This window comes from Pseudomonas sp. JZ114 (assembly GCF_051027705.1).
Taxonomy (GTDB): Bacteria; Pseudomonadota; Gammaproteobacteria; order Pseudomonadales; family Pseudomonadaceae; genus Chryseomonas; species Chryseomonas luteola.
The window spans coordinates 2,959,013-2,979,420 of sequence record NZ_CP069256.1 but is presented as its reverse complement, the minus strand read 5'-3'; the positions used below and the strand labels follow the sequence as shown (position 1 = coordinate 2,979,420).

Annotated in this window: 20 protein-coding genes; 8 read left to right on the top strand and 12 right to left on the bottom strand. The window is 56.8% G+C overall.

The genetic code is table 11. The annotated features are described in order from the left end of the window. Positions 1–89 precede the first annotated feature (89 nt). Positions 90–674, top strand: coding sequence for a DJ-1/PfpI family protein (locus JQR90_RS14055; RefSeq protein ID WP_010795265.1), 585 nt, complete (start codon positions 90–92; stop codon positions 672–674). Positions 675–735: 61 nt separating this feature from the next. Here the strand turns inward: JQR90_RS14055 and JQR90_RS14050 are convergent, their stop codons facing one another. Beyond that, positions 736–2,259: a fumarate hydratase gene (locus JQR90_RS14050; RefSeq protein WP_010795264.1), complete on the bottom strand. Its 1,524-nt coding sequence runs from the start codon at positions 2,257–2,259 to the stop codon at positions 736–738. A 303-nt stretch (positions 2,260–2,562) separates the two neighbouring features. Here JQR90_RS14050 and JQR90_RS14045 point away from each other — a divergent pair, with 303 nt between their 5' ends. Both JQR90_RS14045 and JQR90_RS14040 read left to right on the top strand, forming a co-directional pair. Beyond that, the gene (locus JQR90_RS14045) at positions 2,563–3,672 is read left to right on the top strand and encodes a GGDEF domain-containing protein (RefSeq protein WP_286790166.1); all 1,110 of its coding nucleotides are present in this window, start codon (positions 2,563–2,565) and stop codon (positions 3,670–3,672) included. 1 nt (position 3,673) lies between these two features. Then, the gene (locus JQR90_RS14040; protein ID WP_286790167.1) at positions 3,674–4,612 is read left to right on the top strand and encodes an iron-sulfur-binding ferredoxin reductase; all 939 of its coding nucleotides are present in this window, start codon (positions 3,674–3,676) and stop codon (positions 4,610–4,612) included. Between the two features lie 43 nt (positions 4,613–4,655). Here JQR90_RS14040 and pyk read toward each other — a convergent pair whose 3' ends face one another. After that, on the bottom strand, positions 4,656–6,107 hold the full coding sequence (gene pyk, locus JQR90_RS14035; RefSeq protein WP_010795261.1) for a pyruvate kinase: 1,452 nt from the start codon (positions 6,105–6,107) through the stop codon (positions 4,656–4,658). Between the two features lie 227 nt (positions 6,108–6,334). Here pyk and JQR90_RS14030 point away from each other — a divergent pair, with 227 nt between their 5' ends. Beyond that, entirely contained in the window at positions 6,335–6,724 is a 390-nt protein-coding gene (locus JQR90_RS14030) for a tetratricopeptide repeat protein (RefSeq protein ID WP_010795260.1), read from the top strand. Between the two features lie 92 nt (positions 6,725–6,816). Continuing rightward, the gene (locus JQR90_RS14025; protein ID WP_010795259.1) at positions 6,817–7,176 is read left to right on the top strand and encodes a PilZ domain-containing protein; all 360 of its coding nucleotides are present in this window, start codon (positions 6,817–6,819) and stop codon (positions 7,174–7,176) included. Positions 7,177–7,200: 24 nt separating this feature from the next. On the opposite strand, the gene JQR90_RS14020 is transcribed toward JQR90_RS14025, so the two are convergent. The 6 genes from JQR90_RS14020 to JQR90_RS13995 are packed head-to-tail and all read right to left on the bottom strand — an operon-like array spanning position 7,201 to position 13,988. Beyond that, a complete protein-coding gene (locus JQR90_RS14020) occupies positions 7,201–8,532 on the bottom strand; it encodes a DUF58 domain-containing protein (protein ID WP_286790168.1) in 1,332 nt (443 codons plus the stop codon). An 11-nt stretch (positions 8,533–8,543) separates the two neighbouring features. Further along, on the bottom strand, positions 8,544–9,545 hold the full coding sequence (locus JQR90_RS14015; protein WP_010795257.1) for an AAA family ATPase: 1,002 nt from the start codon (positions 9,543–9,545) through the stop codon (positions 8,544–8,546). Between the two features lie 43 nt (positions 9,546–9,588). After that, a complete protein-coding gene (locus tag JQR90_RS14010) occupies positions 9,589–10,767 on the bottom strand; it encodes a DUF4350 domain-containing protein (RefSeq protein WP_286790169.1) in 1,179 nt (392 codons plus the stop codon). After that, complete coding sequence (locus JQR90_RS14005) at positions 10,764–12,326, bottom strand: DUF4129 domain-containing protein (RefSeq protein WP_434140073.1); 1,563 nt, start codon at positions 12,324–12,326, stop codon at positions 10,764–10,766. Before JQR90_RS14005 ends, JQR90_RS14010 begins: the two co-directional genes overlap by 4 nt. Next, complete coding sequence (locus JQR90_RS14000; RefSeq protein WP_286790171.1) at positions 12,313–13,299, bottom strand: stage II sporulation protein M; 987 nt, start codon at positions 13,297–13,299, stop codon at positions 12,313–12,315. The genes JQR90_RS14005 and JQR90_RS14000 overlap by 14 nt, the downstream gene beginning before the upstream one ends. After that, a complete protein-coding gene (locus tag JQR90_RS13995) occupies positions 13,296–13,988 on the bottom strand; it encodes an RDD family protein (RefSeq protein WP_125887685.1) in 693 nt (230 codons plus the stop codon). Before JQR90_RS13995 ends, JQR90_RS14000 begins: the two co-directional genes overlap by 4 nt. Positions 13,989–14,351: 363 nt before the next feature. On the opposite strand from JQR90_RS13995, the gene sbcB reads away from it, so the two are divergent. Continuing rightward, on the top strand, positions 14,352–15,785 hold the full coding sequence (sbcB, locus tag JQR90_RS13990) for an exodeoxyribonuclease I (RefSeq protein ID WP_416614095.1): 1,434 nt from the start codon (positions 14,352–14,354) through the stop codon (positions 15,783–15,785). Between the two features lie 62 nt (positions 15,786–15,847). Here the strand turns inward: sbcB and mvaT are convergent, their stop codons facing one another. After that, positions 15,848–16,234: a histone-like nucleoid-structuring protein MvaT gene (mvaT, locus tag JQR90_RS13985; RefSeq protein ID WP_010795251.1), complete on the bottom strand. Its 387-nt coding sequence runs from the start codon at positions 16,232–16,234 to the stop codon at positions 15,848–15,850. 227 nt (positions 16,235–16,461) lie between these two features. Here mvaT and purU point away from each other — a divergent pair, with 227 nt between their 5' ends. Continuing rightward, on the top strand, positions 16,462–17,313 hold the full coding sequence (gene purU, locus JQR90_RS13980) for a formyltetrahydrofolate deformylase (protein WP_010795250.1): 852 nt from the start codon (positions 16,462–16,464) through the stop codon (positions 17,311–17,313). A 16-nt stretch (positions 17,314–17,329) separates the two neighbouring features. Beyond that, on the top strand, positions 17,330–17,512 hold the full coding sequence (locus JQR90_RS13975) for a hypothetical protein (protein ID WP_010795249.1): 183 nt from the start codon (positions 17,330–17,332) through the stop codon (positions 17,510–17,512). Here the strand turns inward: JQR90_RS13975 and JQR90_RS13970 are convergent. The 3 genes from JQR90_RS13970 to JQR90_RS13960 are packed head-to-tail and all read right to left on the bottom strand — an operon-like array spanning position 17,481 to position 20,345. Further along, a complete protein-coding gene (locus tag JQR90_RS13970) occupies positions 17,481–18,476 on the bottom strand; it encodes a lysylphosphatidylglycerol synthase transmembrane domain-containing protein (RefSeq protein ID WP_010795248.1) in 996 nt (331 codons plus the stop codon). The two genes, JQR90_RS13975 and JQR90_RS13970, sit on opposite strands and share 32 nt — an antisense overlap. After that, positions 18,473–19,237 carry a DUF2334 domain-containing protein gene (locus JQR90_RS13965; protein ID WP_010795247.1) on the bottom strand — a complete coding sequence of 255 codons (765 nt, stop codon included), beginning with the start codon at positions 19,235–19,237 and terminating at the stop codon, positions 18,473–18,475. The genes JQR90_RS13970 and JQR90_RS13965 overlap by 4 nt, the downstream gene beginning before the upstream one ends. Then, a complete protein-coding gene (locus JQR90_RS13960; protein WP_010795246.1) occupies positions 19,230–20,345 on the bottom strand; it encodes a glycosyltransferase family 4 protein in 1,116 nt (371 codons plus the stop codon). The genes JQR90_RS13965 and JQR90_RS13960 overlap by 8 nt, the downstream gene beginning before the upstream one ends. Positions 20,346–20,408 lie beyond the last annotated feature (63 nt).

The following is a 20,408-nucleotide window of genomic DNA, read 5'->3' as shown; positions in this document are numbered from 1 at the left end:
GAAATATTCAGGCGCCGGGTCTGCCAGGGAACTGCAGGTGGACCCTCTGCTCGAAGAACAGTCGAACCCACCTTTGGAAGGAGACTGCTATGGCGGCAAAGAAAATTCTCATGCTGGTAGGTGACTTCATCGAAGACTATGAAGTGATGGTGCCTTTCCAGGCGCTACAGATTGCCGGACACCAGGTGGATGCTGTCTGTCCAGGCAAGGCACCCGGCGATACTGTGCAAACCGCCATACATGACTTCACTGGTGAGCAGACCTACAGTGAAAAGCCGGGCCATCGCTTTACGCTCAATGGGGACTTTGCCAAGGCACGTGTAGACGACTATGACGCTCTGGTCATTCCTGGAGGGCGGGCACCCGAGTATTTGCGCGTCAACGAACAGGTGCTTGAGCTGGTAAGAGGATTTTTCAAGGCTGACAAGCCCGTTGCTGCACTGTGTCATGGTCCCCTGATCCTGGCAGCGGCCGGCGTGCTCAGGGATGGCGTTGAGTGCAATGCCTATCCGGCGTGTGCGCCTGATGTCAAAGGGGGCGGTGGGACCTATATTGAATTACCCATGGACGGTGCTCATGTCAGCGGCAAGCTGGTAACCGGTCCGGTGTGGACCGCTCATGTGGAGTGGTTGCGCAAGTTTCTGGAAGTGCTCGGTACACGTATCGAGCCTTGAGTCAGTGGTGCAGATGCAATAAAGCCCGGCTGTACCGGGCTTTATTGTTCATCCTACGGGCTTAGGAAACTTCAACCGCCAGACTTTCAGCGATTTTCTTCTGCCAGATTTGCGGGCCGGTATTATGCACGGACTCACCATTGCTATCGACCGCAACGGTGACCGGCATGTCCTTGACCTCGAACTCGTAAATCGCTTCCATGCCCAGCTCAGGGAAGGCCAGGGTCTTGGAGGCCTTGATCGCCTGGGCCACCAGATACGCTGCACCGCCTACGGCCATGAGGTAAACCGCCTTGTTGTCCTTGATCGCTTCAATGGCGATTGGGCCGCGCTCGGATTTGCCGATCATGCCGAGTAGACCCGTTTGCTCAAGAATCTGACGGGTGAACTTGTCCATGCGGGTAGCCGTGGTGGGGCCTGCCGGACCTACGACTTCGTCGCCAACCGGGTCGACCGGGCCAACGTAGTAAATGAAGCGACCCTTGAGGTCTACGGGGAGCGTCTCGCCCTTGTTCAACATATCGACCATGCGCTTATGCGCAGCATCGCGGCCGGTCAGCATCTTGCCGTTGAGCAACAAGGTCTCGCCTGGTTTCCAGGTCAATACTTCTTCCGGGGTTACCGTATCCAGGTTGACGCGACGTGCAGAAGGGCCAGCTTCCCAGACAATTTCCGGATAGGCATCCAGCGGCGGAGCTTCCAGGGCAGCGGGGCCAGAGCCATCCAGAATGAAATGGGCATGGCGTGTCGCTGCACAGTTCGGAATCATGCACACCGGCAGCGAGGCCGCGTGAGTCGGATAGTCCTTGATCTTGACGTCCAGAACTGTGGTCAAGCCGCCCAGGCCCTGAGCGCCAATACCCAGCTGGTTGACCTTTTCGAATAGCTCCAGGCGCAGCTCTTCGATACGGTTCTGCGGGCCGCGGGCTTTCAGCTCATGGATATCGATTTCCTCCATGAGCGATTCCTTGGCCAGAACCGCTGCCTTTTCGGCCGTACCACCGATGCCGATACCCAGCATGCCGGGCGGGCACCAGCCTGCACCCATGGTCGGAACGGTTTTCAAAACCCAGTCGACGATAGAGTCGGACGGGTTAAGCATGGCCATCTTGGATTTATTTTCGGAGCCGCCGCCCTTGGCTGCAACATCAACCTCAACCTTGTCACCAGGAACGATGCTGTAGTGGATGACAGCCGGGGTGTTGTCCTTGGTGTTTTTGCGCGCACCGGCCGGGTCGGCCAGGATGGATGCACGCAGAACGTTTTCCGGCAGGTTATAGGCGCGGCGAACGCCTTCGTTGATCATGTCGTCCAAGCTCATTGTGGCGCCGTCCCAGCGCACGTCCATGCCAACCTTGACGAATACGGTCACGATACCCGTGTCCTGGCAGATCGGACGGTGGCCGGTCGCACACATGCGCGAGTTGATCAGGATCTGGGCCATGGAGTCGCGTGCGGCAGGGGATTCCTCACGCAGGTAGGCCTCGTGCATGGCCTGGATGAAATCCACGGGATGGTAATAGGAGATGAACTGCAGGGCATCAGCAACGCTCTGGATCAGGTCATCCTGCTTGATCACGGTCATGTACGCGCTCCTTATTAGGCTATCAGTACTGCGCGGTTCTCGTGTCTCGTCCGTGGCGTCGTTTTGGAAGCAGGCGAAAGTCGTCTGATCACGAAAAGCAGCGTCCGGGCGCGCAGGTCCGGCTTCCAACACTGAGAAAAGAAGTCCAGACACCACGTCTAAGGTGTAGCCGACACGACAAAGGCGGGGCAGTATAGCGCTATGAGACGCTTGAGCGAAGCCGACCAGCTGATAAGGAAATACGTCACAGAAACAGAGTAAACTGCTGGCTAATTGCTATGCCATGGATCAGGTGTCGTCACCATGCGGGATCTTACTGTCACGCGCAGCATCAATGCGTCTGCCATCGGTCATCAGGTATTGCCTCTAGCCGTGGTTGTGCTGGCATTGCTCCCATTGCTGCTGTCTACGGCTGTGGGCTTCTATTCATCTTCCATCGCCTCGTTTTTTGCCGACACGCTAGGCTTTCTGGTGGGAGTCGCCGTAATGACGGGAGTGATTGTCTGGGGCGGAGGCAAGCATTTGAAGGCCTTGCCGCTCGAGCCCTATATCATCGTCTCGATTCTGTTTCTGACGTATTCTCTGACTCATATCGTGCATTTGCGTGGCACCTTTCTGGTGTCCTATGTGCTTGTATTGATGCTGGGTATTTTTCAGATACGACTGGGGGCGTTCGTACGCTGTGCGCTGCTGGCCTACGGTGCCTATGTAGGGCTGTGCCTATGGATAAACCTTGAGCCACAAGACAGCCGGACCGTCAGAATGATGATTGTCCAGAGCATCATATTAGCCATTGTTCTGGTTTCCATGGTGCTGTTTGCTCGCTACCACCACCGTATCCGCTACCAGCTCAACGCTCGGCGGGACGATCTGGAGCGGCATCAGGACAACCTGCGCCATGTGATGCGTCAGTTGGAAGCTCAGGTGATTACGGACGAGCTGACGGGGCTGCGTAATCGCCGTTATTTTCTGCAAATAGCCAGTGAGGCGCTTCATCGGTTGGGGCATGGCCGAATGCACGGGCTGGCATTGATCGACATGGATTTTTTCAAGCAGATCAATGATCAGTTTGGGCACGGAATAGGTGATCTGGTGCTTAAAACGTTTGCCGAGGTAGGCGAGGCCTGCTTGCGAGAGCAGGACGTCCTGGCGCGTTATGGCGGAGAAGAGTTCGTCCTCCTGCTGCCCTTTAGCGATCCGCAGCAGCTGGTAGTCTGCTGTGAGCGTTTACGTGAAGCCTTTTCAAGGACGGTTTTCGAGCACGCTGATCTGGGCACCCTGACCGTTTCGATCGGCATGAGCCTCATCATGACCGGACGTACCCTTGAAGAGTCGTTACTGCTGGCTGATCAGGCGTTGTATCGTGCCAAGCGTAATGGGCGTAATCGCTGTGAGGTTTCATGGGAGAGCTGACGTGCCTAAGCTTGAGGTAGGAGCATCGGCCTGGACAGTCGAGTCGGATCGCAACCTGCTCGACAGCCTGCTCGACGTAGGCCTGGCAGTGCCTTTCAGCTGTCGGGCGGGCAGTTGCCATGCGTGTCTGATTAGATGCCTTGAGGGGCATGTTGCAGACGCGCAGCCGGAAGCATTGCCTGCTGAAAAGCGGGCCGAAGGATGGCGGCTGGCCTGCCAGTGCCGCATTGTAGGTGATGTTCGGGTGTCGATCTTCAATCCTGAGGAAGATGGGATTCCTGCGACGCTGACGGCTGTCGATTGGCTAGGTGCAGATGTGGTTCGCTTACGTATGCAGCCGGAGCGGTCCGTACGTTATCGACCGGGGCAGTCCGTAGTGCTCTGGCTCAACGGTATTGCTCGCTCCTATTCCATAGCCAGTTTGCCTGGCGAGGTACCTTGGCTTGAGTTTCACATCGATTGCAGCCGTCCGGGCCAGTTCAGCACTGCCGCACGCGTAATAAAGCCAGGTGATCGATTGTGCCTGGGGGCATTGAATCCCAGTGCGCTGCACTATCCGGCAGAACAACCCGATTCTCCGTTGCTGCTGCTGGGCTCCGGCTCAGGATTGGCGCCGCTTTGGGGCATTCTTCGTGAAGCGCTGGATCAGGAGCACGCTGGGCCGATCACGGTAGTACACCGGGCGCGTGAGGCGTCTGGGCATTACTTGAGGCCAGCATTGGATAGGTTGGCCGCCGAGCAGTCCGCGCTGAATGTCGAGTACTTGGATGAAAAGGGGTGGGAGCCGTGGCTCAAGACTTTGCGGCTATCCAGTCGGCGTACGGTCGCGTTGGCTTGTGGCAGTCCCGCATTTGTTGAGGTTGTGTCCCGTCGATTATTCATGGCAGGGCTTCCGCGGGGACAACTGCTGACAGAGACCTTTGTGTCCAAGGCTCTCTAGCATTAAAAAAGCCGCCCGAAGGCGGCTTTTTTGTAAGCAATAATCAGACGAGCAGATCACCGACACGGTACATCTTCATGGTGTTGGTGCCGTCACGCTTGGTGTAGCTGTCGCCCTTGGTCAGAATGACCCAGTCGCCACGCTCCACGATGCCGCGCTTGAGCAGTTCGTCTACGGCATTCTGGCTGACTTTGTCGGCCGGCATTGACTTGGGATCGAACGGAATGGTGTAGACGTTGCGGAATAGTACAGTGCGCGCCTGTGTTATGCGGGATGAAGCAAACGAGAAAATCGGAACGGAGGATCGTAGGCGAGACATGATCAACGGGGTATAACCACTGTCGGTCAGGCTGATGATGGCCTTCACGCCCGGGAAGTGGTTAGCCACATAGATGGACGCCAGCGCGATACTTTCGTCCCAACGGGTAAAGGTTTGCCCCAGGCGATGGCTGGACAGCTTGCTGGTAGGCTGCTTTTCTGCACCGATACAGATGCGGGCCATCGCCTTGACGGCCTCAACCGGGTACGCACCGGCAGCCGTCTCGGCGGACAGCATCACGGCGTCGGTGTTGTCGAGTACGGCGTTGGCAACGTCAGACACTTCTGCGCGTGTCGGCATCGGGTTGGTAATCATCGACTCCATCATTTGCGTAGCCGTGATAACCGCTTTGTTGAAGCGGCGCGCATGGGAAATGATGCGTTTCTGGATGCCTACGAGTTCGGCATCGCCGATCTCGACGCCCAGGTCACCACGGGCCACCATGACTGCGTCACTGGCCTGAATCAGACCGTCCAGTGCTTCGTCATTGGCTACAGCTTCGGCGCGCTCGATCTTGGCCACCAGCCAGGCCTTGCCACCGGCTTCTTCCAGCAGGCGACGGGCTTCATGCATATCTGCCGCATCACGTGGGAAGGACACCGCCAGATAGTCCACTTCCATGGAGCTGGCAAGCTTGATGTCTTCGCGATCCTTGTCGGTCAGGGCCGGTGCGGTCAGACCGCCGCCGCGACGGTTGATGCCCTTGTGGTCCGACAGCGGGCCGCCGATCAAAACGACGGTATGCAGTTCATTGGCCGTTACGCCTTCGACGCGTAGTACCACGCGGCCGTCATCGAGCAGCAGCTCATCGCCGACATGGCAATCGGTCACGAGGCCCGGATAGTCGATACCAACGACCTCCTGGGTACCGGCATCACGTGGATGGGCCGTGGACAGACGGAAGGTGTCGCCTTCCTTGAGCTGAATGCGCTTGTCAGTGAATTTGGCGATACGGATCTTGGGCCCCTGAAGATCGCCCAGCAAGGCCACATGGCGGCCATGCTTGGCAGCCAGTTCGCGTACCAGCTGACCCCGTGCACGGTGTTCATCCGGGGTTCCGTGAGAAAAGTTCAGGCGGGCCACATCGATACCGGCAATGATGAGCTGCTCGAGCACCTCAGGCGAATTGCTGGCTGGGCCAAGGGTGGCAACGATTTTGGTACGGCGATAAATCATTCAGGTTTTCCTTTCAGATGGTTTCAACCGTGATCGGCAATGAAATGGGCCGAATCTGACGTTTGGCTTCAAAGGCTACTGTGCATTGTAGCCTTGCTGAGCGTCCAGGCACATGAAAGGTTTCATCTCCGTGCGGCAATCCTGAAAAAGTAATGCTTGAATTAACCGGTGAGCTGCGCTTCAGGCCTGGACGAGCCTGCCGATAACCCGGCAACGGAGGATCAATCATGCGTCATATCTTATTTTCGCTCGTCGTCGTGTCGCTGGCCGGCTGTACGGGTGCGTCCATGAATCGTCATATGGACAAGGCTTACGATGCCTATACTGAAGGTGACTGCGATCAGGTCATGCTGGAGCTGTCCCAGGCCGAACGCAAGAGCCGGGCTCGCCCGTGGGTTCAGCCGGAGATTTCCATGCTGCGTGGTCAATGCCTTGAGCGGCAGCGTTTGTATGTCGATGCGGTGGAAACCTATCGCTTCATCGAGAGGCGTTACCCCAGCAGCGAGTATGCGTACCGGGCCCGGGCCAGAATCGATACGCTCACCCAACTGGGGCTCGATGGTTCCAGACCGGTAATCGTTCAGCCACAGCCGCTCAAGCCGGTGCTGGCCAAGTAAAGATGCCCTTTCGCATGCTTCTGGTTATGCTTGTGGTCTGATGGGTGCCGACTGGAGCGGCATCAGACTGCAGTGACTTCCGGGATGGGTCCATGAAACAGAATCGTCATATCGAGCGCCATCAGTTACCGTACTTTCTGAAGGTGTTCAATCGTTTCACTGACAGGCCCATGGGCTATCTGGGTAATATTTCCCTGGACGGGATGTTGCTCATTAGCCAGCTACCGCTGCTGGTTGGGGCCAGATTCGAATTGCGTTTGAAGGTGCCGGGTCAGGATGGGCAGTTGCACTTCATTGACTTCGATGCCAACTGTCAGTGGAGTCGGGAAGACGTAACGCCAGGGTATTACGATTCAGGCTTCTCGATCTCGGCGCCACCGCATGAGTTCACCGAGCTGGTGGAATCGCTGCGTAACTATTTCAGCTTTCACCCCATGCAGCAGTCCGTTTAGGCAGACGAACGCTGCAAGGCTTAGTCAGAGGGTTCCGGCGCGTTTCCAGGTGAGATACTGATTGACCAGTTCAGGGCCTAGGGCGGCCGGACGTGTATCGATGAGCGCAACACCTTGGGCCGACAGGCGCTCGTGCAGCGACTCCCTGGCCTGGCGGTAATCCATGGCCCCACAATATTCCAGCGCATCCTCGTAGGTTTCTATCGCCTGCTGCATCTTCGTATCCAGGATATCTTCACGCAGGCTGGCAATCAGCATGCGGTGCTGGCGACCGAGATGGCCAAGGGCAAGCCTTAGATCATCGTCGTCTTCATCACGCAGGTTGGTGACCAGAACGATCAGTGCACGGCGACGCTGGCGGCTGAGAAGCTGCTGGGCGGCTGAACTGTAATCGGCAGGGGTCAGTGTAGGCTTGATGTCATAGACGGCATTGAGCAGTCGGCCCAGCTGCCCATGGCCTTTGGCAGGCGCCACGTGCCGTGGTTGCTCATGAGCAAAGGTGCTGATACCTACGGCATCGCCCTGGCGAAGGGCAACGTGGGCCAGAAGCAGGCACGCATCCAGAGCTTGGTCGAAATGCGACAGCTCACCGTCCTGGCTACGCATACGCCTGCCGCAGTCCAGGAGCAGCAGGATCTGCTGGTCCCGTTCTTCCTGATATTCGCGGGCGATGGGCATTTTCTTGCGTGCCGTGGCTTTCCAGTCCATCTGCCGCAACGTATCGCCCTGGCGAAACTCTCGCAGCTGATGAAACTCGAGCCCCAGGCCTCGTCGAGGTTTCTGCCTGACACCCAGTTGACCTAGCCATTGCTCGCCCGCCAGAGGCGATGAGCTATAAAGACGGGCAAAGTCCGGGTAGACCCGTGCGTCTCCAGGGTGCTCCAGCCGGTAACGGCGCTGCCAGAATCCCAGTGGGCTGGGCAGGATACAATCACAGGCCGGAAAGCGGATATGCCCTCGCTCCAGAGGCCTGATTCGGTAGTGCGCCTCGGTCTGCTGGCCGGGCTTTAGAGTCATCTCCAGCGGTAGATGCTCGTGGGCCACGGAGGCGGGAATATGGTCGAACAGCGTGACGGAGCATTCGCGGGGATAGGAATGATACAGCGTAAGCTGAACGTCGCTCCAGCGTCCCAATGATAACTGCCCGGGCAGCGTACGCTTCAGGATGGGAGGGGCGCGTCGATAGGTACTGACAGCATCGCCTCCGGCCATCAGCAAAAGCGCCAGCAAAGCGCCCCACCAGACGGTATGTAGCGTGTCAGCCACGGAGAGGCCCAGCGCCTCGAGCGTACCGAGGATCAGTGCTGTCCCAAGCAGTCCGGTCAGGATCAGCAGAAAACGTCTGGAGGGCTTCATAAAGGCGCGAATCAGAGGCGAGGGGCTGGGGATTGATCAATGATCTGCCGCAGCACCTGATCAACCGTAATGCCGTCGATTTCAAGTTCTGCCGACAGTCTAATCCGGTGGCGCAAAACGGGCAGGGCACACTGCTTCACGTCATCGGGCAGAACGAACTCGCCACCCCGCAGCAGGGCTCGCGCACGCGCGCCGCGGAGCAGGGCGATAGAGGCACGTGGCCCGGCGCCCAGCATGATGCCGGGCCAGTTACGGGTTGAGCGCGCCAGCCGCACGGCATAATCCAGCACTTGGTCGTCCACCGGCAGGTCCGCTGCAATCTTTTGCATGGCCATGATTTCCTTGGCTTGCAGTATTGGGCGCAGAGGCGTGACATCCAACATGTCGCTGCGTGTGGAGCGAGTGACCTGTCTGACCAGGGCACGTTCGTCTTCTTCGCCGGGATAGTCGATATAGAGCTTGAACATGAAACGGTCCAGTTCCGCCTCTGGCAGCGGATAAGTGCCTTCCTGCTCTATCGGGTTTTGAGTGGCTAATACCATGAAGGGTTGAGGAACTGGCAGCGCTCGGCCTTCCAATGTAATTTGCCGCTCCTGCATGACTTCAAGCAATGCCGCCTGGGTTTTTGCTGGCGCACGGTTGATCTCGTCGGCCAGCAAAAGGTTGGTAAAGGCAGGTCCCTTGCGCAGCTTGAACTGCTCCGTCGCCAGGTCATAGATGGCATGACCTGTGATGTCGCTGGGCATGAGGTCCGGCGTGAACTGAATACGTGCAAAACTGCCTTCGAAACAGCGAGCCAGCGCGCGAACCAGCAGGGTTTTGCCCAGTCCGGGTGCACCTTCGATCAAGACATGCCCCCCAGCCAGCAGGGCGGTCAGGACATCATCAATTACTGTGCTCTGGCCTATCAATGCTTTGTTGAGGGCTTGCCGCAGCGATTGAGCGAGGCTGCTGGCGCGTTGACGCTGTGCCGTATGATCAGGGGGCGTGGGAGTCGCAGTAGGCTCGGTCATGGCGTATTTCCTTGAGTAGGCCGCGAGGGGAGTGCACTGCGAGTCATAGTGCCTTCCTAATGCGTTGCAAATGTGCAACGCGGCGCGTGAAGTCGATTGGAGACAGTTTCTCTGATGTCAGCGGACGCATGCTCTGGCTGATCTCATGCGCAGACAAACGAGCCAGGCGGCCTAGAAGCTGCCATTGCTCGGCAACAGGGAGGCGTTCGAAGCCGGGATGACGGCGTCGGGCGTGCTGCTGAATATCTTTCTGCAGCAACGTGATCAGGCTGGCCAGCCCAGCATGTCGGCGAATGAATTCGGCGCTGGCTCGCAGGTGCTCACTCAGCTGACGGCGCCCGGTGGCGGGACTTGGTAGCAGGGGTCCCAGGCGCTGCGCTGACTGCCAAAGCCAGAGCGCTAGAAGCAGGGCTGCGGCGGCCAGCGTTTCAGGAAAGTAGCGTGCCATGAGCGTAACAAGGCTTTCCTTGTCGGCGCGGTATAGCAGCGTGACGTCACTGTCCTGGGTGATATACCAGAGCAGCCAGGCATTGTCATATTCGCCTATATGGGCGTTTTGCCAGATCCAGGGGTCCGTCATGACGGTAATCAAACCGTTGCCCCATGGCAGCTGCATCATGTGCGTAGCGGCTTCGCTGTTGGCCCAGGACTGGGCTAGATTCCTGGAGTCGTACAGATGAAACTCGTCGTCGAAACCGATATAGGCTGGCTCCTGTTCGTTTTCCAGGTAAAGCTTGGTCAACGGAGCCCATTTTTCGGCAGGAGCGGGTTCAGCGTCCTGCTGATCCGTCTCCTCATTCTCCAGGTCGCGCGTCAGCAACTGCTGCACACCGATGGCGTCAAGCAGGAAGTCGCCGCTTTTTTTGCTCTGCTCATCCCACAGCTGCTCGGCTACGAAAACGACATGTCCACCTCGGCTGGCCCAGTCCAGGACCTGCTGACTCTGGGCGGGTGACATACGGTCTCGTTCTGCAAGCAGCAGCAACGTATGGCCTATCGAAGGCAGCCCATTCAGCACCGTAAAAGAGTCACTGTGTTGAATGGTAATGGACCGCTCCTTCAGAAAGCGCTCGGCAGCCAGATAGGGGTTGTTCCGGGCTTCTGGACTGGGCCCTGCATCTTTCAGGGTCTCTGTCAGGGTGATGTACTTCCAGGCCCACAACCCGGTCAGCAGCAGGACGGCCACCATCAGAATAATCCACAGCGAATGCCGACGCGTCATGCAGACACCTGCGGACCAAACAGATGACGCCATTGGTGACAGAGCGCCTGAAGCGTTTCCTGGGAAGGCATGCGATGGCCATAGGCAAGCGCCTGCCATTGGGTCGTCACACCGTGCAGATAACCGACCACATCGGCGTTGGGTATTGATCTGCCAAGCTCAAGGATTTCGCCTTCGGTATGCGCCTCCTTCAAGGGCAGATGAAAGTCATGCAAAAGACGGCTCAGCAGGCCTCGATAAAGCAACCCCAGTGCGCTGCGAGGGTCGTGTTGCCAAAGGCGCTCGGCTTCGCCAGGGATATCGGAAGGTAAACTGGTCGGGGCGACTTCCAGACCAAACAGCTGACGAGGCGTGTCGACAGGTCTGGCAGGTTTGGTGGCGATTCGCCGGGTAAAGAGGGTTAGCCAGACGCGGTAACGCCAGAGCAGCACGCTAAGGCCTGCAATCAGTAACGTCCATAACAGGATCTCAATGAAGCGGGCCGCATGAGCAATAAGTGTTTCGAGGTCCTGCCAGTGCAGGCCATTGGATGACGTCACCGAGGCCTTGTTCTTGTCTTGCTGGCCGACGTGCCATTCCAGTTGGGTGCGCTCATTCCTGAAGGGCGGGCTCGCCAGTATGACGCCGATGTGCTGCCGGGCAACCTGACTGTTCAGGGGCTGGTTCAGCAGGCGAGGCGCATCCGGGCCGGCTGCTTCCTGAGGTGGCAGTGGGCAGATCGCCGCAGCTGACGGCTCATCTGCCAGGACGGGCGGTGGTGAGAGCAAAACGCTCATGGCTCCGATCACAAGCAGCATGGGTATCGCACCTGTCAGACGCTGGCGCAGGCGTCGAAAGGCCAGCTCAATGTCCCAAGCTTCCAGCGCTGTACGCCGGTTCAGATAAAGACTGAAGCCGCACGCCACATACACGGGCTCCCATACAAGCAGAACCAGTGCATATAGCAAATTTGTAAGGTGCTCCACCCAGAGCAGGCCATGAGCCTCAACATCGATCAGTTTGAGCCAATCGAGTTGCTCGACGATCTGCGAGGGAATGAAGAGATAAATCAGGCCCAGAAGACCGAGATAAAGGGCCATTTCAATGTGCGCACCGGTAAGGGTCAACCAGAAGGCGGCCTGTGTATCTTGTTGCGTCAGGACCCGAACACGAGCCTGACGTGATGCGCCGGACAGGCCTTCAAGCTGCTGTACGGGTAATAGAAAGCTGCGCTTGGGCGTAAAACGTCTCCATAGAAGGCTGGGCAGCAGCTGTACGCTCAGCAACCGTGGATAAGCCATCAGCGCTTGTCTGGCCGTAATCGTTTCGCCAAAGAGCGCACGGGACAAAATATGCAGGGGTAGCCGCTCGAACAGTGGCTTCAACCACCAGAAAACCAGCATGACGATGGAAGGATAATTCCAGAGGGCGGCGCTCAACAGGGCCAGAACAGGAAGGGTGAGCAGTGCCCAGCTGGTCATCAAGATATGCAGGTGTTCACGGGCGAGTCTCACGCCAAGATCCAGAGCTTCCCAAGGGCTACGGGGGCGGATAACCGCCTGGCTTTCACTCAGGCGCATGTCGATTTCTTCCTGCCAGCCCGAAATAACCTCCAACGGCCAGCCACAACAGCGCACCTGCGCTGTACTTGAGGGTAGGGCTGAGTGCAGCGCTTGAGGACCAATAGGCCTCGACAAAGGCGGCCAACGTTAACAGTACAAAGACACCGGCAATCATGCCAACACAGGGTTTGGCAGCATGTCGCAGGGCATCGCTGCGGCGCAGCCGGCCCGGCGCCACCAGCGCCCAGCCCAGCTTCAGGCCTGCCGAGCCGGCCAGCGTAATCGCTGTCAGCTCAAATGCGCCGTGCCCTACCACGAAGGGCCAGAAGGTAGAGCCTGAGCCCAGTTGCGTCAGGTAACCTGCCACCGCACCGATGTTAAGCCCATTGAACAGCAGAAAGAACAGTGTCCCCAGGCCATACAGCAACCCGCCTGCAAATGTCTGAAAGGCGATTCCTATATTGTTGCGAATGTAATAGCCGAACATTTGCCAGTCCTGACTGCTGGCCCGCTCGGGCAAGGCTCCTATGCGCTCGGCATCCGGCCTGTACATACTTTCCATGTTGGCAACCTGGGCGGGGTCCAGGAGGCTGTAGACCAGATCAGGTATGTAATAGACCAGTAAACCCATTATGAGAAGGCTGCCATAGAAGAGGGCGCTTGCTACAGCGACCAGGCGCCATTCTGCCCGGACCAGTTGAGGAAAGTCTGCCAGCAGGAAGCCGAGCAATCGCTGCCGAATATTGCCCGGATGGCGATAGATGAGCTGGTGGCCACGCAGCGTCAGTTGATGCAGGTGCTCAATCAGCTGGGGGCTGTAGCCACGTGCCTGAGCAAGTGCCAAGTGCTGGCACAGACGACGGTAGCTAGCAACAAATGCCTTGCTGTGTTCGAGCGTTGAAGTCGGGGTGCGTTTTTCCAGCGCAGACAACTGCTCACTGAAGCGAGCCCACTCAGCCTGGTAGCGCTGTTCGAAAGGCGCCTGCCTCATACGTGAGCCCCTAGCAGGGCTTGTGCAATTCGGTTCAGGCGCTCAGTGGCTTCGCTGCGGTCTACCCCCAGAGGCTCTGCCAGTAGTGCGGCCAGCTCGTCCCGACGGGATAGAGACAACCCGTTCTGACGCTCGGCAAACGAGAGAATGGCCTGCTGCTCTATTAACCCCAGCGCAAACGGGGGGGACAATGGAATGACGTCCTGTAAGGTAAAGCGCTCGTGTGGTTGCTCTTGGTGAACGACCAGGGTGCCTGCCACTAGATCTCCCAAGCGTTTGAAGCTGGGATGTAACAGGCTGCTCAGGATACCCATGGCATAGCCGAAGGGGAGAAGATCCACGACGCGCAACAGATTGCGTAGCAGCGAGCCGGACCAGCCCACCGGGGTGCCATCATCATTCAAAACGCGCAGTTTCATGAGCTGCTTGCCTGGTGAGCGGCCCTGGTTGAGCACTTCAAACAGCACCATGTACCACCAGCTGATCAGAAAAGTCAGCAGCGCGATCAAGCCAACCCCGACATGGCCCAGAAAGCCGAGCACAAGGTAGGCAAGCGCCATGATAGCGCCTCGAATAGCCAGGTCGATGGCATACGCCAGGGCGCGAGGTATGACGCTGGCAGGACGCAACATCAGGTCGATGGCTTCCGGGGTTTCGACGCGTAACAACGTATCGAGTGGAAGTGGCATGGGTACAGGTGAGCCTTCTCTAGTGTGGGTCGGCACAAGAGGTTGCTCGGTGTTCACACGGTGTCATTGGATGAGAACCCCTACGCAGACTGGAACGACAAAAATAACCAGTCGGCAGGCAAGCGCTTCAGCACATTATCACTCCTTTGATAAGGTCATCACCCACGCCTGGTGCGTCTGTGCACGTTAACGCAGCTTGGCTATCCTGACGCACGGCTTGGAATCCATGGGTATCATGAATTCAATGACATACATACGGTCGCAGCCTGCGACATGATAAGCCTAGCGACCCATCAGGCGTATAGGCAACTGAAAAATCCAGAGTGCTCGACTCGAGGCGCTGATAGCTAGGAGAGCTTTGTCGTGAGCCGCACCATATTCTGGTATGACTTCGAAACCACAGGAACCAATCCACGCTGCGATCGCCCACTACAGGTGGCCGGCTTGCGAACGGATGAGGACCTTAACATTGTTGGCGAGCCGCTCAACCTGTATTGCCGCTTGGGCGACGATATCCTGCCGCATCCGGCTGCCTGCCTGATTACCGGCATTACGCCTGAGCGCCTCGAACGCGAGGGGCTTCCCGAGGCCACCTTCATGGCCCACCTGCATGCTCATATAAGCCAGCCGGGTACATGTACGGCTGGTTACAACACGCTGCGCTTTGATGATGAAGTGACACGGCATAGCCTGTATCGAAATTTCTACGATCCGTATGCGCGGGAATGGCAGGGCGGGAATACCCGCTGGGATCTGATCGATTTGCTACGTGCGGCTTATGCCTTGCGGCCGGAGGGCATCGAGTGGCCTCAGGATGAGGGGCGGGTGACCTTGAAGCTTGAGCGTCTTTCCCAGGCCAACGACTTGGAGCATGGTCAGGCACATGATGCTCTGTCGGATGTGCACGCTACGATACAGCTCGCTCGGCTGGTACGTGACCGGCAGCCACGGCTGTATCATTTCTTGTATCAGCTCAGACACAAACGTTCAGTGTTGGAGCACATTACGTTACTTAAACCGCTAGTCCATGTTTCGGGACGGTTTTCAGCCGAGCGTAATTTTCTTTCCATTGTATTGCCGCTTTGCTGGCATCCTCATAACCGTAATGCCTTAGTTGTCTGTGATCTTCATCTTGACCCAAGCCCTATATTAGAGCTGGACGTTCAAACGCTACATCAAAAACTCTATACCCGGCGTGAGGACTTGTTAGCCAATGACGAACTGCCAGTACCGCTTAAACTTATCCAGATAAACCGATGCCCGGTGTTGGCACCTTTGGCTGTTCTAAGAGAGCAGGATCAGGAAAGACTGCAAATAAATATGCAGATGTACAAGCAACGTGCGGCTCTTTTACAAAGTAAGGCAAAAATATGGCGAGACAAATTGTCGCAGCTTTATCAAATAAAGGCTGAGAATGCAGTCTTTGATCCTGAACAGCAGCTGTACAATGGCTTTATATGTGAGAGCGATAGACGCTTATGTGATGAGATTCGAAGCTGTGACCCTATTAAGTTGGTAGATAAAAGGTGGTTATTCACAGACGAACGTTTGCCTGAACTTTACTTCCGTTATCGGGCTCGTAACTTTTCCCATACTTTGACGGCTGAGGAGCAAGGGCGTTGGCATTCATTCTGCCGTGATCGTTTGATCAATAGTGAATTGGGCGCACCCAATACACTGTCCTCTTTTGAGGAAGCCTTGCATGCACTGGTGCAGACTGCCAGCGAATCACAGCAAGCCCTGCTCAATACATGGCGAGTACATGCGCAGCAGTTGAGAACTCGGTTCGGAGTTTAAAACCTTTTAACTACCCATAAAAAACGCCAGCAATGCTGGCGTTTTTATCTAACTGACGGATATCAGTCGAGCAGGGTGGCCCAGCTCTCGACATCATCGGCGCCCCACTTGGCTTTCCACTCTTTCAGAGTTTTGTGGTTGCCGCCTTTGGTTTCGATAACTTCCCCTGTATGCGGGTTCTTGTATTGCTTTACTTTACGTGCACGCTTGGTGCCGCTGCCTTGAGTGCTCTTGGCATTACCGCGAGTGCCACGAGTGTTTTTGGCATCAGTGTCAAGAATAGCGATGATGTCACGCAGGGACTTGGAGTATTCGCCCATCAATGCGCGCAGCTTTTCTTCGAATTCCAGTTCTTTTTTCAGTTTATCGTCTTGGGAAAGATTACGCAGGCGCTCCTGCAGCTCTTTAATAGCTTCTTCAGTGGCACGGTATTCATTGATAAGGGACATACATTTACCTGCAATGCAAGGGCTGGTCTTTTTTAATGATAGTGTTGGCGTAACAACAAGTAAACCTACTATTAACTTTTTGCAAGCATAAAACAAGTTAATAAGGTTGATAATGTTCAACTAACATTAAAACTCAGGCGCGATATTCGTCGCCGCAAGTCGATGGAAGCTGAAGTTTTCCGTGCGCAAGGCTAGAATGGCGGCCTCCGTTTTTTCGAGGTTGTTCTATGCGCACTTTTCGTCTGGTGATTGCCTGCCCGGACGGCGTAGGTATAGTGGCCAAGGTAAGTAACTTCCTGGCGACTTACAATGGTTGGATTAGTGAAGCCAGCCACCACTCTGATACCGAGAGTGGCTGGTTCTTTATGCGTCACGAAATACGCGCCGATTCTTTACCCTTCGATTTAAAGGGTTTTTATCAGGCGTTTGCGCCAATAGCCAAAGAGTTCTCCATGCAGTGGCGCATTACCGACTCTGCGGTTAAAAAGCGTGTGGTACTTATGGCCAGCCGCGAATCCCATTGTTTGGCAGACTTGCTTCATCGCTGGCACAGTGGCGAACTGGATTGTGAAATTCCCTGTGTTATTTCCAATCATGATGCATTGCGCAGCATGGTCGAATGGCATGGTATTCCTTATTTCCATGTGCCGGTCGACCCGACTGACAAGCAGCCCGCCTTTGCCGAGGTCTCCCGGCTGATCGATGAGCATCAGGCCGATACTGTGGTGCTGGCGCGTTACATGCAGATCCTGCCGCCGGATCTGTGCCAGCGCTATGCGCATCAGGTCATCAATATCCATCACAGCTTTCTGCCGTCCTTCGTGGGGGCCAAGCCTTACCACCAGGCCGCCAAGCGGGGCGTAAAACTGATCGGGGCAACCTGTCACTTCGTGACTGAGGAGCTGGATGCTGGTCCGATCATCGAGCAAGATGTGGTGCGTATCACCCATCGTGACAATGTCGAGGACATGGTGCGTCTGGGCAAGGATGTTGAAAAGATGGTGCTGTCGCGTGGTCTGCGCTATCACCTGGAAGACCGTGTGCTGGTACATGGCAACAAGACGGTCGTCTTCAACTGATAGGTCCTGAGGTCTTATGAGCGATCCTTTCGAGCGTGCAGTGGCTTTTCCTCCTCCCGTCCTGGGGGAGGGATGTACGCAGCGCTACGACCCGGATGCGCTCAATGAAGACAGCGGCACCGATTTTCCGGGTGCCGCTGAGCTCTGGCAGAATCTCTTGGCTGGCTCTACGTCTGGCGAAAGCGAATCAGGCGATTAAGCAAGGGACGTCCCGCCAGGTGAATGAACACCGGGGCGCCTGCTATGAGATAGAAGTAGTACGTCACGGCTCGCCAGATCAGAATAGCTGCCGCTGCTGTCGACTTGCCCACCATGGGTGTAAGCAGCGCACCTGATGCCAACTCCGCACCTCCAGCGCCGCCGGGCAGCAGGCTTGCCTGTCCAGCGGTCAGGGCCAGCATCTGTATCAGAAAGGTCCACGCCCAAGGAATGACGGCTCCCAGACCGACCAGCGTGATATACAAGATGCTGTTACGTAGCAACCAATGCAGGGCTGTCAGGCCAAACACCGCCGCCAGAGTGGAGTGAGGCATCCGCAAGCTTTCCTTCAAGGCATTGCGAAAGCGCAGTACCTTGCGTCCCCAGCGCAGGCGTCGTGACTGTTTTACGCCCAGGCGCTTCATGATTCGTCCATTGCTGCGCAAAACGGCGCGATGAAAGCGTGCCAATCCGAACAGCAGGACGATAATTCCTGTCATCAGGGCAGCCGTGCCTCCCAGCAGCAAACCTACGTGGGGATTCAGCGCATGGAAGAGGGCATAAATCAGGATGCCGATCAGCGCACAGACGAAAAACAGTAGATCGCTGATATGGTCCACTGCAAAGACTGCGGTGGCTTGTGCCGGTCGTACGCCGCGGCGTGCAAGAAGCGCCATCATGGTAAACGGACCGCCTGCACCGCCAGGCGTGGCGCAAATGGCAAATTCGGTTGCCATCACAATGCCCAGGGAGCGAAGGTGAGTAGTGCGATGCAGGCGTCTGAGTAGCAGGCGCAGGCGAACCGCATTGACGTTCCAGCACAGCACTATCATGCCCAGCATGAGCAGCAGCAGATCAAGTGGAAAGTCCCGTAGCTTGCCTAGTAGCCCGGTGCCGCCTAATAGAAGGGGAATGAGTGCTGCTGCCAGCAATGCACTGAGCAGCAGCCATACACCACGGCTCATGCCGCGAGACGCTCGTTGAAATAATGCCGGTTGAGCCAATCGATTTTATTGATGGGGGTGCGTCCTTCTGCCATCAGGCGTTTAAGTAGCCCCAGCCAATAGGCTCTGGAAAATTCATGTCGCATATCGACAGGGTGTAGCCCCAGGCGAAGCAGGGGCGCTGATCGATGACGGCGAGCGGCTTGCTCGCTCATAAGCCAGGACATGCCTCTTCGCCATGGGCTTCTGGCACTCCATACCAACCCAGGCGCTTCTACCTGGCGATGGTCAGGCAGCAGATAAAAATGCTGAGGATCGCTGGTATACCGTAAGTCGGTCTGGCTCAGGGCACGACGTGTTCCTTCGCTCATCAACCAGGCTGGCGCCACAAACCCATGCAGAGACCAGCCAAAGCGCTCAAACAGCGCAATGCCTTTCTCAAGACGCTCACGGGCCTGTGCTTCATCGAGGGTGTAGAACTCACCCTCGTAGGTGTAAACCCTGCGCATGAACCAGTCACGCGGATTCGTGGGCGCTGGGGCATCATCACAGTGGAAGTGGCCATGAAGTGCCAGTTCATCGCCGCGAGCCAGACGCTGATCCATGACTTTGATGAAGGCTGGATGCTGATCGATCGGGTTACGATGATGGAAATCGGGAACGACCAACAGCGTCATGGGCACATTGCCCAGTGCGTCTACCGCCTCCACAAAGGGCTGATAATCTTTCCAGGTTTCTGGTGCCACATCATGTAGCACCAGCATGACATTGCGTTCAACCATGTGCAGCTACCGGCATTTCAGACGTACCCAGCACGGCATGATAGTGAGAGAGCAGACCCGCGACTACTGTATCCCAGGCATGATGGGCCTCTACATGTTGGCGGGCCTGACGGCCCACGAGACGAGCGTCGTCCTCGAAGAGCTCGCGTACGGTGGCCGCCATGGAAGCTGGATCATGGGGTTGGCAAAGGCGTCCGGTATTGAAGGGAACGATTTCTGCCAGGGCACCTGCCTTGACGGCAACAACCGGAATACCACAGGCCATGGCCTCGAGCGCCACCAGGCCAAAAGTCTCCTGATGCCCTGCGTGCAGCAGCACGTCGCAACTGGCGACCAGGCGTGCAACTTCGGATGCCGGGCGAAAGCCATTCATGACCGTAACGTTGTCCGGTACATGGCTGGGCATATTCGAGCCCACTAACAGCAGGTGATAGGGCTTGCCCAACTGACGAGCAGTTTCCAGCAGGATGGGCAGATTCTTTTCCCGTGAACCGCGACCGGCAAACACCATCAGACGAGTAGACTCATCCAATCCGAGCTCGCGCTTGAGATGTGGGTCTCGCAAGGATGGATGGAACGTTTCAAGATCCACCCCTAACGGCTGCACATATACATTGCTCACGCCCATGCGCTCAAGCTTTTCGACCATGACCTTGCTGGGTGCCAGGACACGATCAAAGCTGCGGTACAGGCGCGCGATGTAGGTGCTCATGTTGCTGCCGAACCAGGTGCCGAGCCGGTTACTGGCCAGAAGCGGAAGGTCGGAGTGATAGAAACCGATAACGGGCACGTCCAGCCGGCGACCTGCGTCCAGTGCTGCCCAGGCTGTCATATAGGGGTCGCCCACTTCAATCAGATCAGGTTGCAGCTCGTGCAGTACGTTGCGCCACGGGCCGCGTCGGACTGGAAAGCGGTAGCCCTTTCCAAAGGGTAGGGGGGGCGATGGAATCTCGTAGATTCCGCCGTTTTGTCGATAGCTTTCTCCTGGAACAAGCACACTGTGCTGAACCCCAGGATAACGACGTAGACGGCGGTGTTTGGCATCAATATAGGTGCGCACACCGCCGCTGGCAGGTGCATAAAACATGGTCATATCAGCAATATGCACGATGGAGCTTCCTCCGTTCGGCTTCTTATAAGAACCGTCTGAAACCACCGACATGAGCATTGT

What these genes read in the sequence shown, in the direction of transcription:
- JQR90_RS14030 (WP_010795260.1), top strand. Translation starts at nt 6,335, where the DNA reads ATGCGTCATATCTTATTTTCGCTCGTCGTCGTGTCGCTGGCCGGCTGT.
- JQR90_RS14025 (WP_010795259.1), top strand. Translation starts at nt 6,817, where the DNA reads ATGAAACAGAATCGTCATATCGAGCGCCATCAGTTACCGTACTTTCTG.
- JQR90_RS14050 (WP_010795264.1), bottom strand. Translation starts at nt 2,259, where the DNA reads ATGACCGTGATCAAGCAGGATGACCTGATCCAGAGCGTTGCTGATGCC.
- JQR90_RS13995 (WP_125887685.1), bottom strand. Translation starts at nt 13,988, where the DNA reads ATGCCACTTCCACTCGATACGTTGTTACGCGTCGAAACCCCGGAAGCC.
- JQR90_RS13970 (WP_010795248.1), bottom strand. Translation starts at nt 18,476, where the DNA reads ATGAGCCGTGGTGTATGGCTGCTGCTCAGTGCATTGCTGGCAGCAGCA.
- JQR90_RS14020 (WP_286790168.1), bottom strand. Translation starts at nt 8,532, where the DNA reads ATGAAGCCCTCCAGACGTTTTCTGCTGATCCTGACCGGACTGCTTGGG.
- purU (WP_010795250.1), top strand. Translation starts at nt 16,462, where the DNA reads ATGCGCACTTTTCGTCTGGTGATTGCCTGCCCGGACGGCGTAGGTATA.
- JQR90_RS14010 (WP_286790169.1), bottom strand. Translation starts at nt 10,767, where the DNA reads ATGACGCGTCGGCATTCGCTGTGGATTATTCTGATGGTGGCCGTCCTG.
- pyk (WP_010795261.1), bottom strand. Translation starts at nt 6,107, where the DNA reads ATGATTTATCGCCGTACCAAAATCGTTGCCACCCTTGGCCCAGCCAGC.
- JQR90_RS14000 (WP_286790171.1), bottom strand. Translation starts at nt 13,299, where the DNA reads ATGAGGCAGGCGCCTTTCGAACAGCGCTACCAGGCTGAGTGGGCTCGC.
- mvaT (WP_010795251.1), bottom strand. Translation starts at nt 16,234, where the DNA reads ATGTCCCTTATCAATGAATACCGTGCCACTGAAGAAGCTATTAAAGAG.
- JQR90_RS14015 (WP_010795257.1), bottom strand. Translation starts at nt 9,545, where the DNA reads ATGACCGAGCCTACTGCGACTCCCACGCCCCCTGATCATACGGCACAG.
- JQR90_RS14045 (WP_286790166.1), top strand. Translation starts at nt 2,563, where the DNA reads ATGCGGGATCTTACTGTCACGCGCAGCATCAATGCGTCTGCCATCGGT.
- JQR90_RS14055 (WP_010795265.1), top strand. Translation starts at nt 90, where the DNA reads ATGGCGGCAAAGAAAATTCTCATGCTGGTAGGTGACTTCATCGAAGAC.
- JQR90_RS13965 (WP_010795247.1), bottom strand. Translation starts at nt 19,237, where the DNA reads ATGGTTGAACGCAATGTCATGCTGGTGCTACATGATGTGGCACCAGAA.
- JQR90_RS14005 (WP_434140073.1), bottom strand. Translation starts at nt 12,326, where the DNA reads ATGCGCCTGAGTGAAAGCCAGGCGGTTATCCGCCCCCGTAGCCCTTGG.
- JQR90_RS13975 (WP_010795249.1), top strand. Translation starts at nt 17,330, where the DNA reads ATGAGCGATCCTTTCGAGCGTGCAGTGGCTTTTCCTCCTCCCGTCCTG.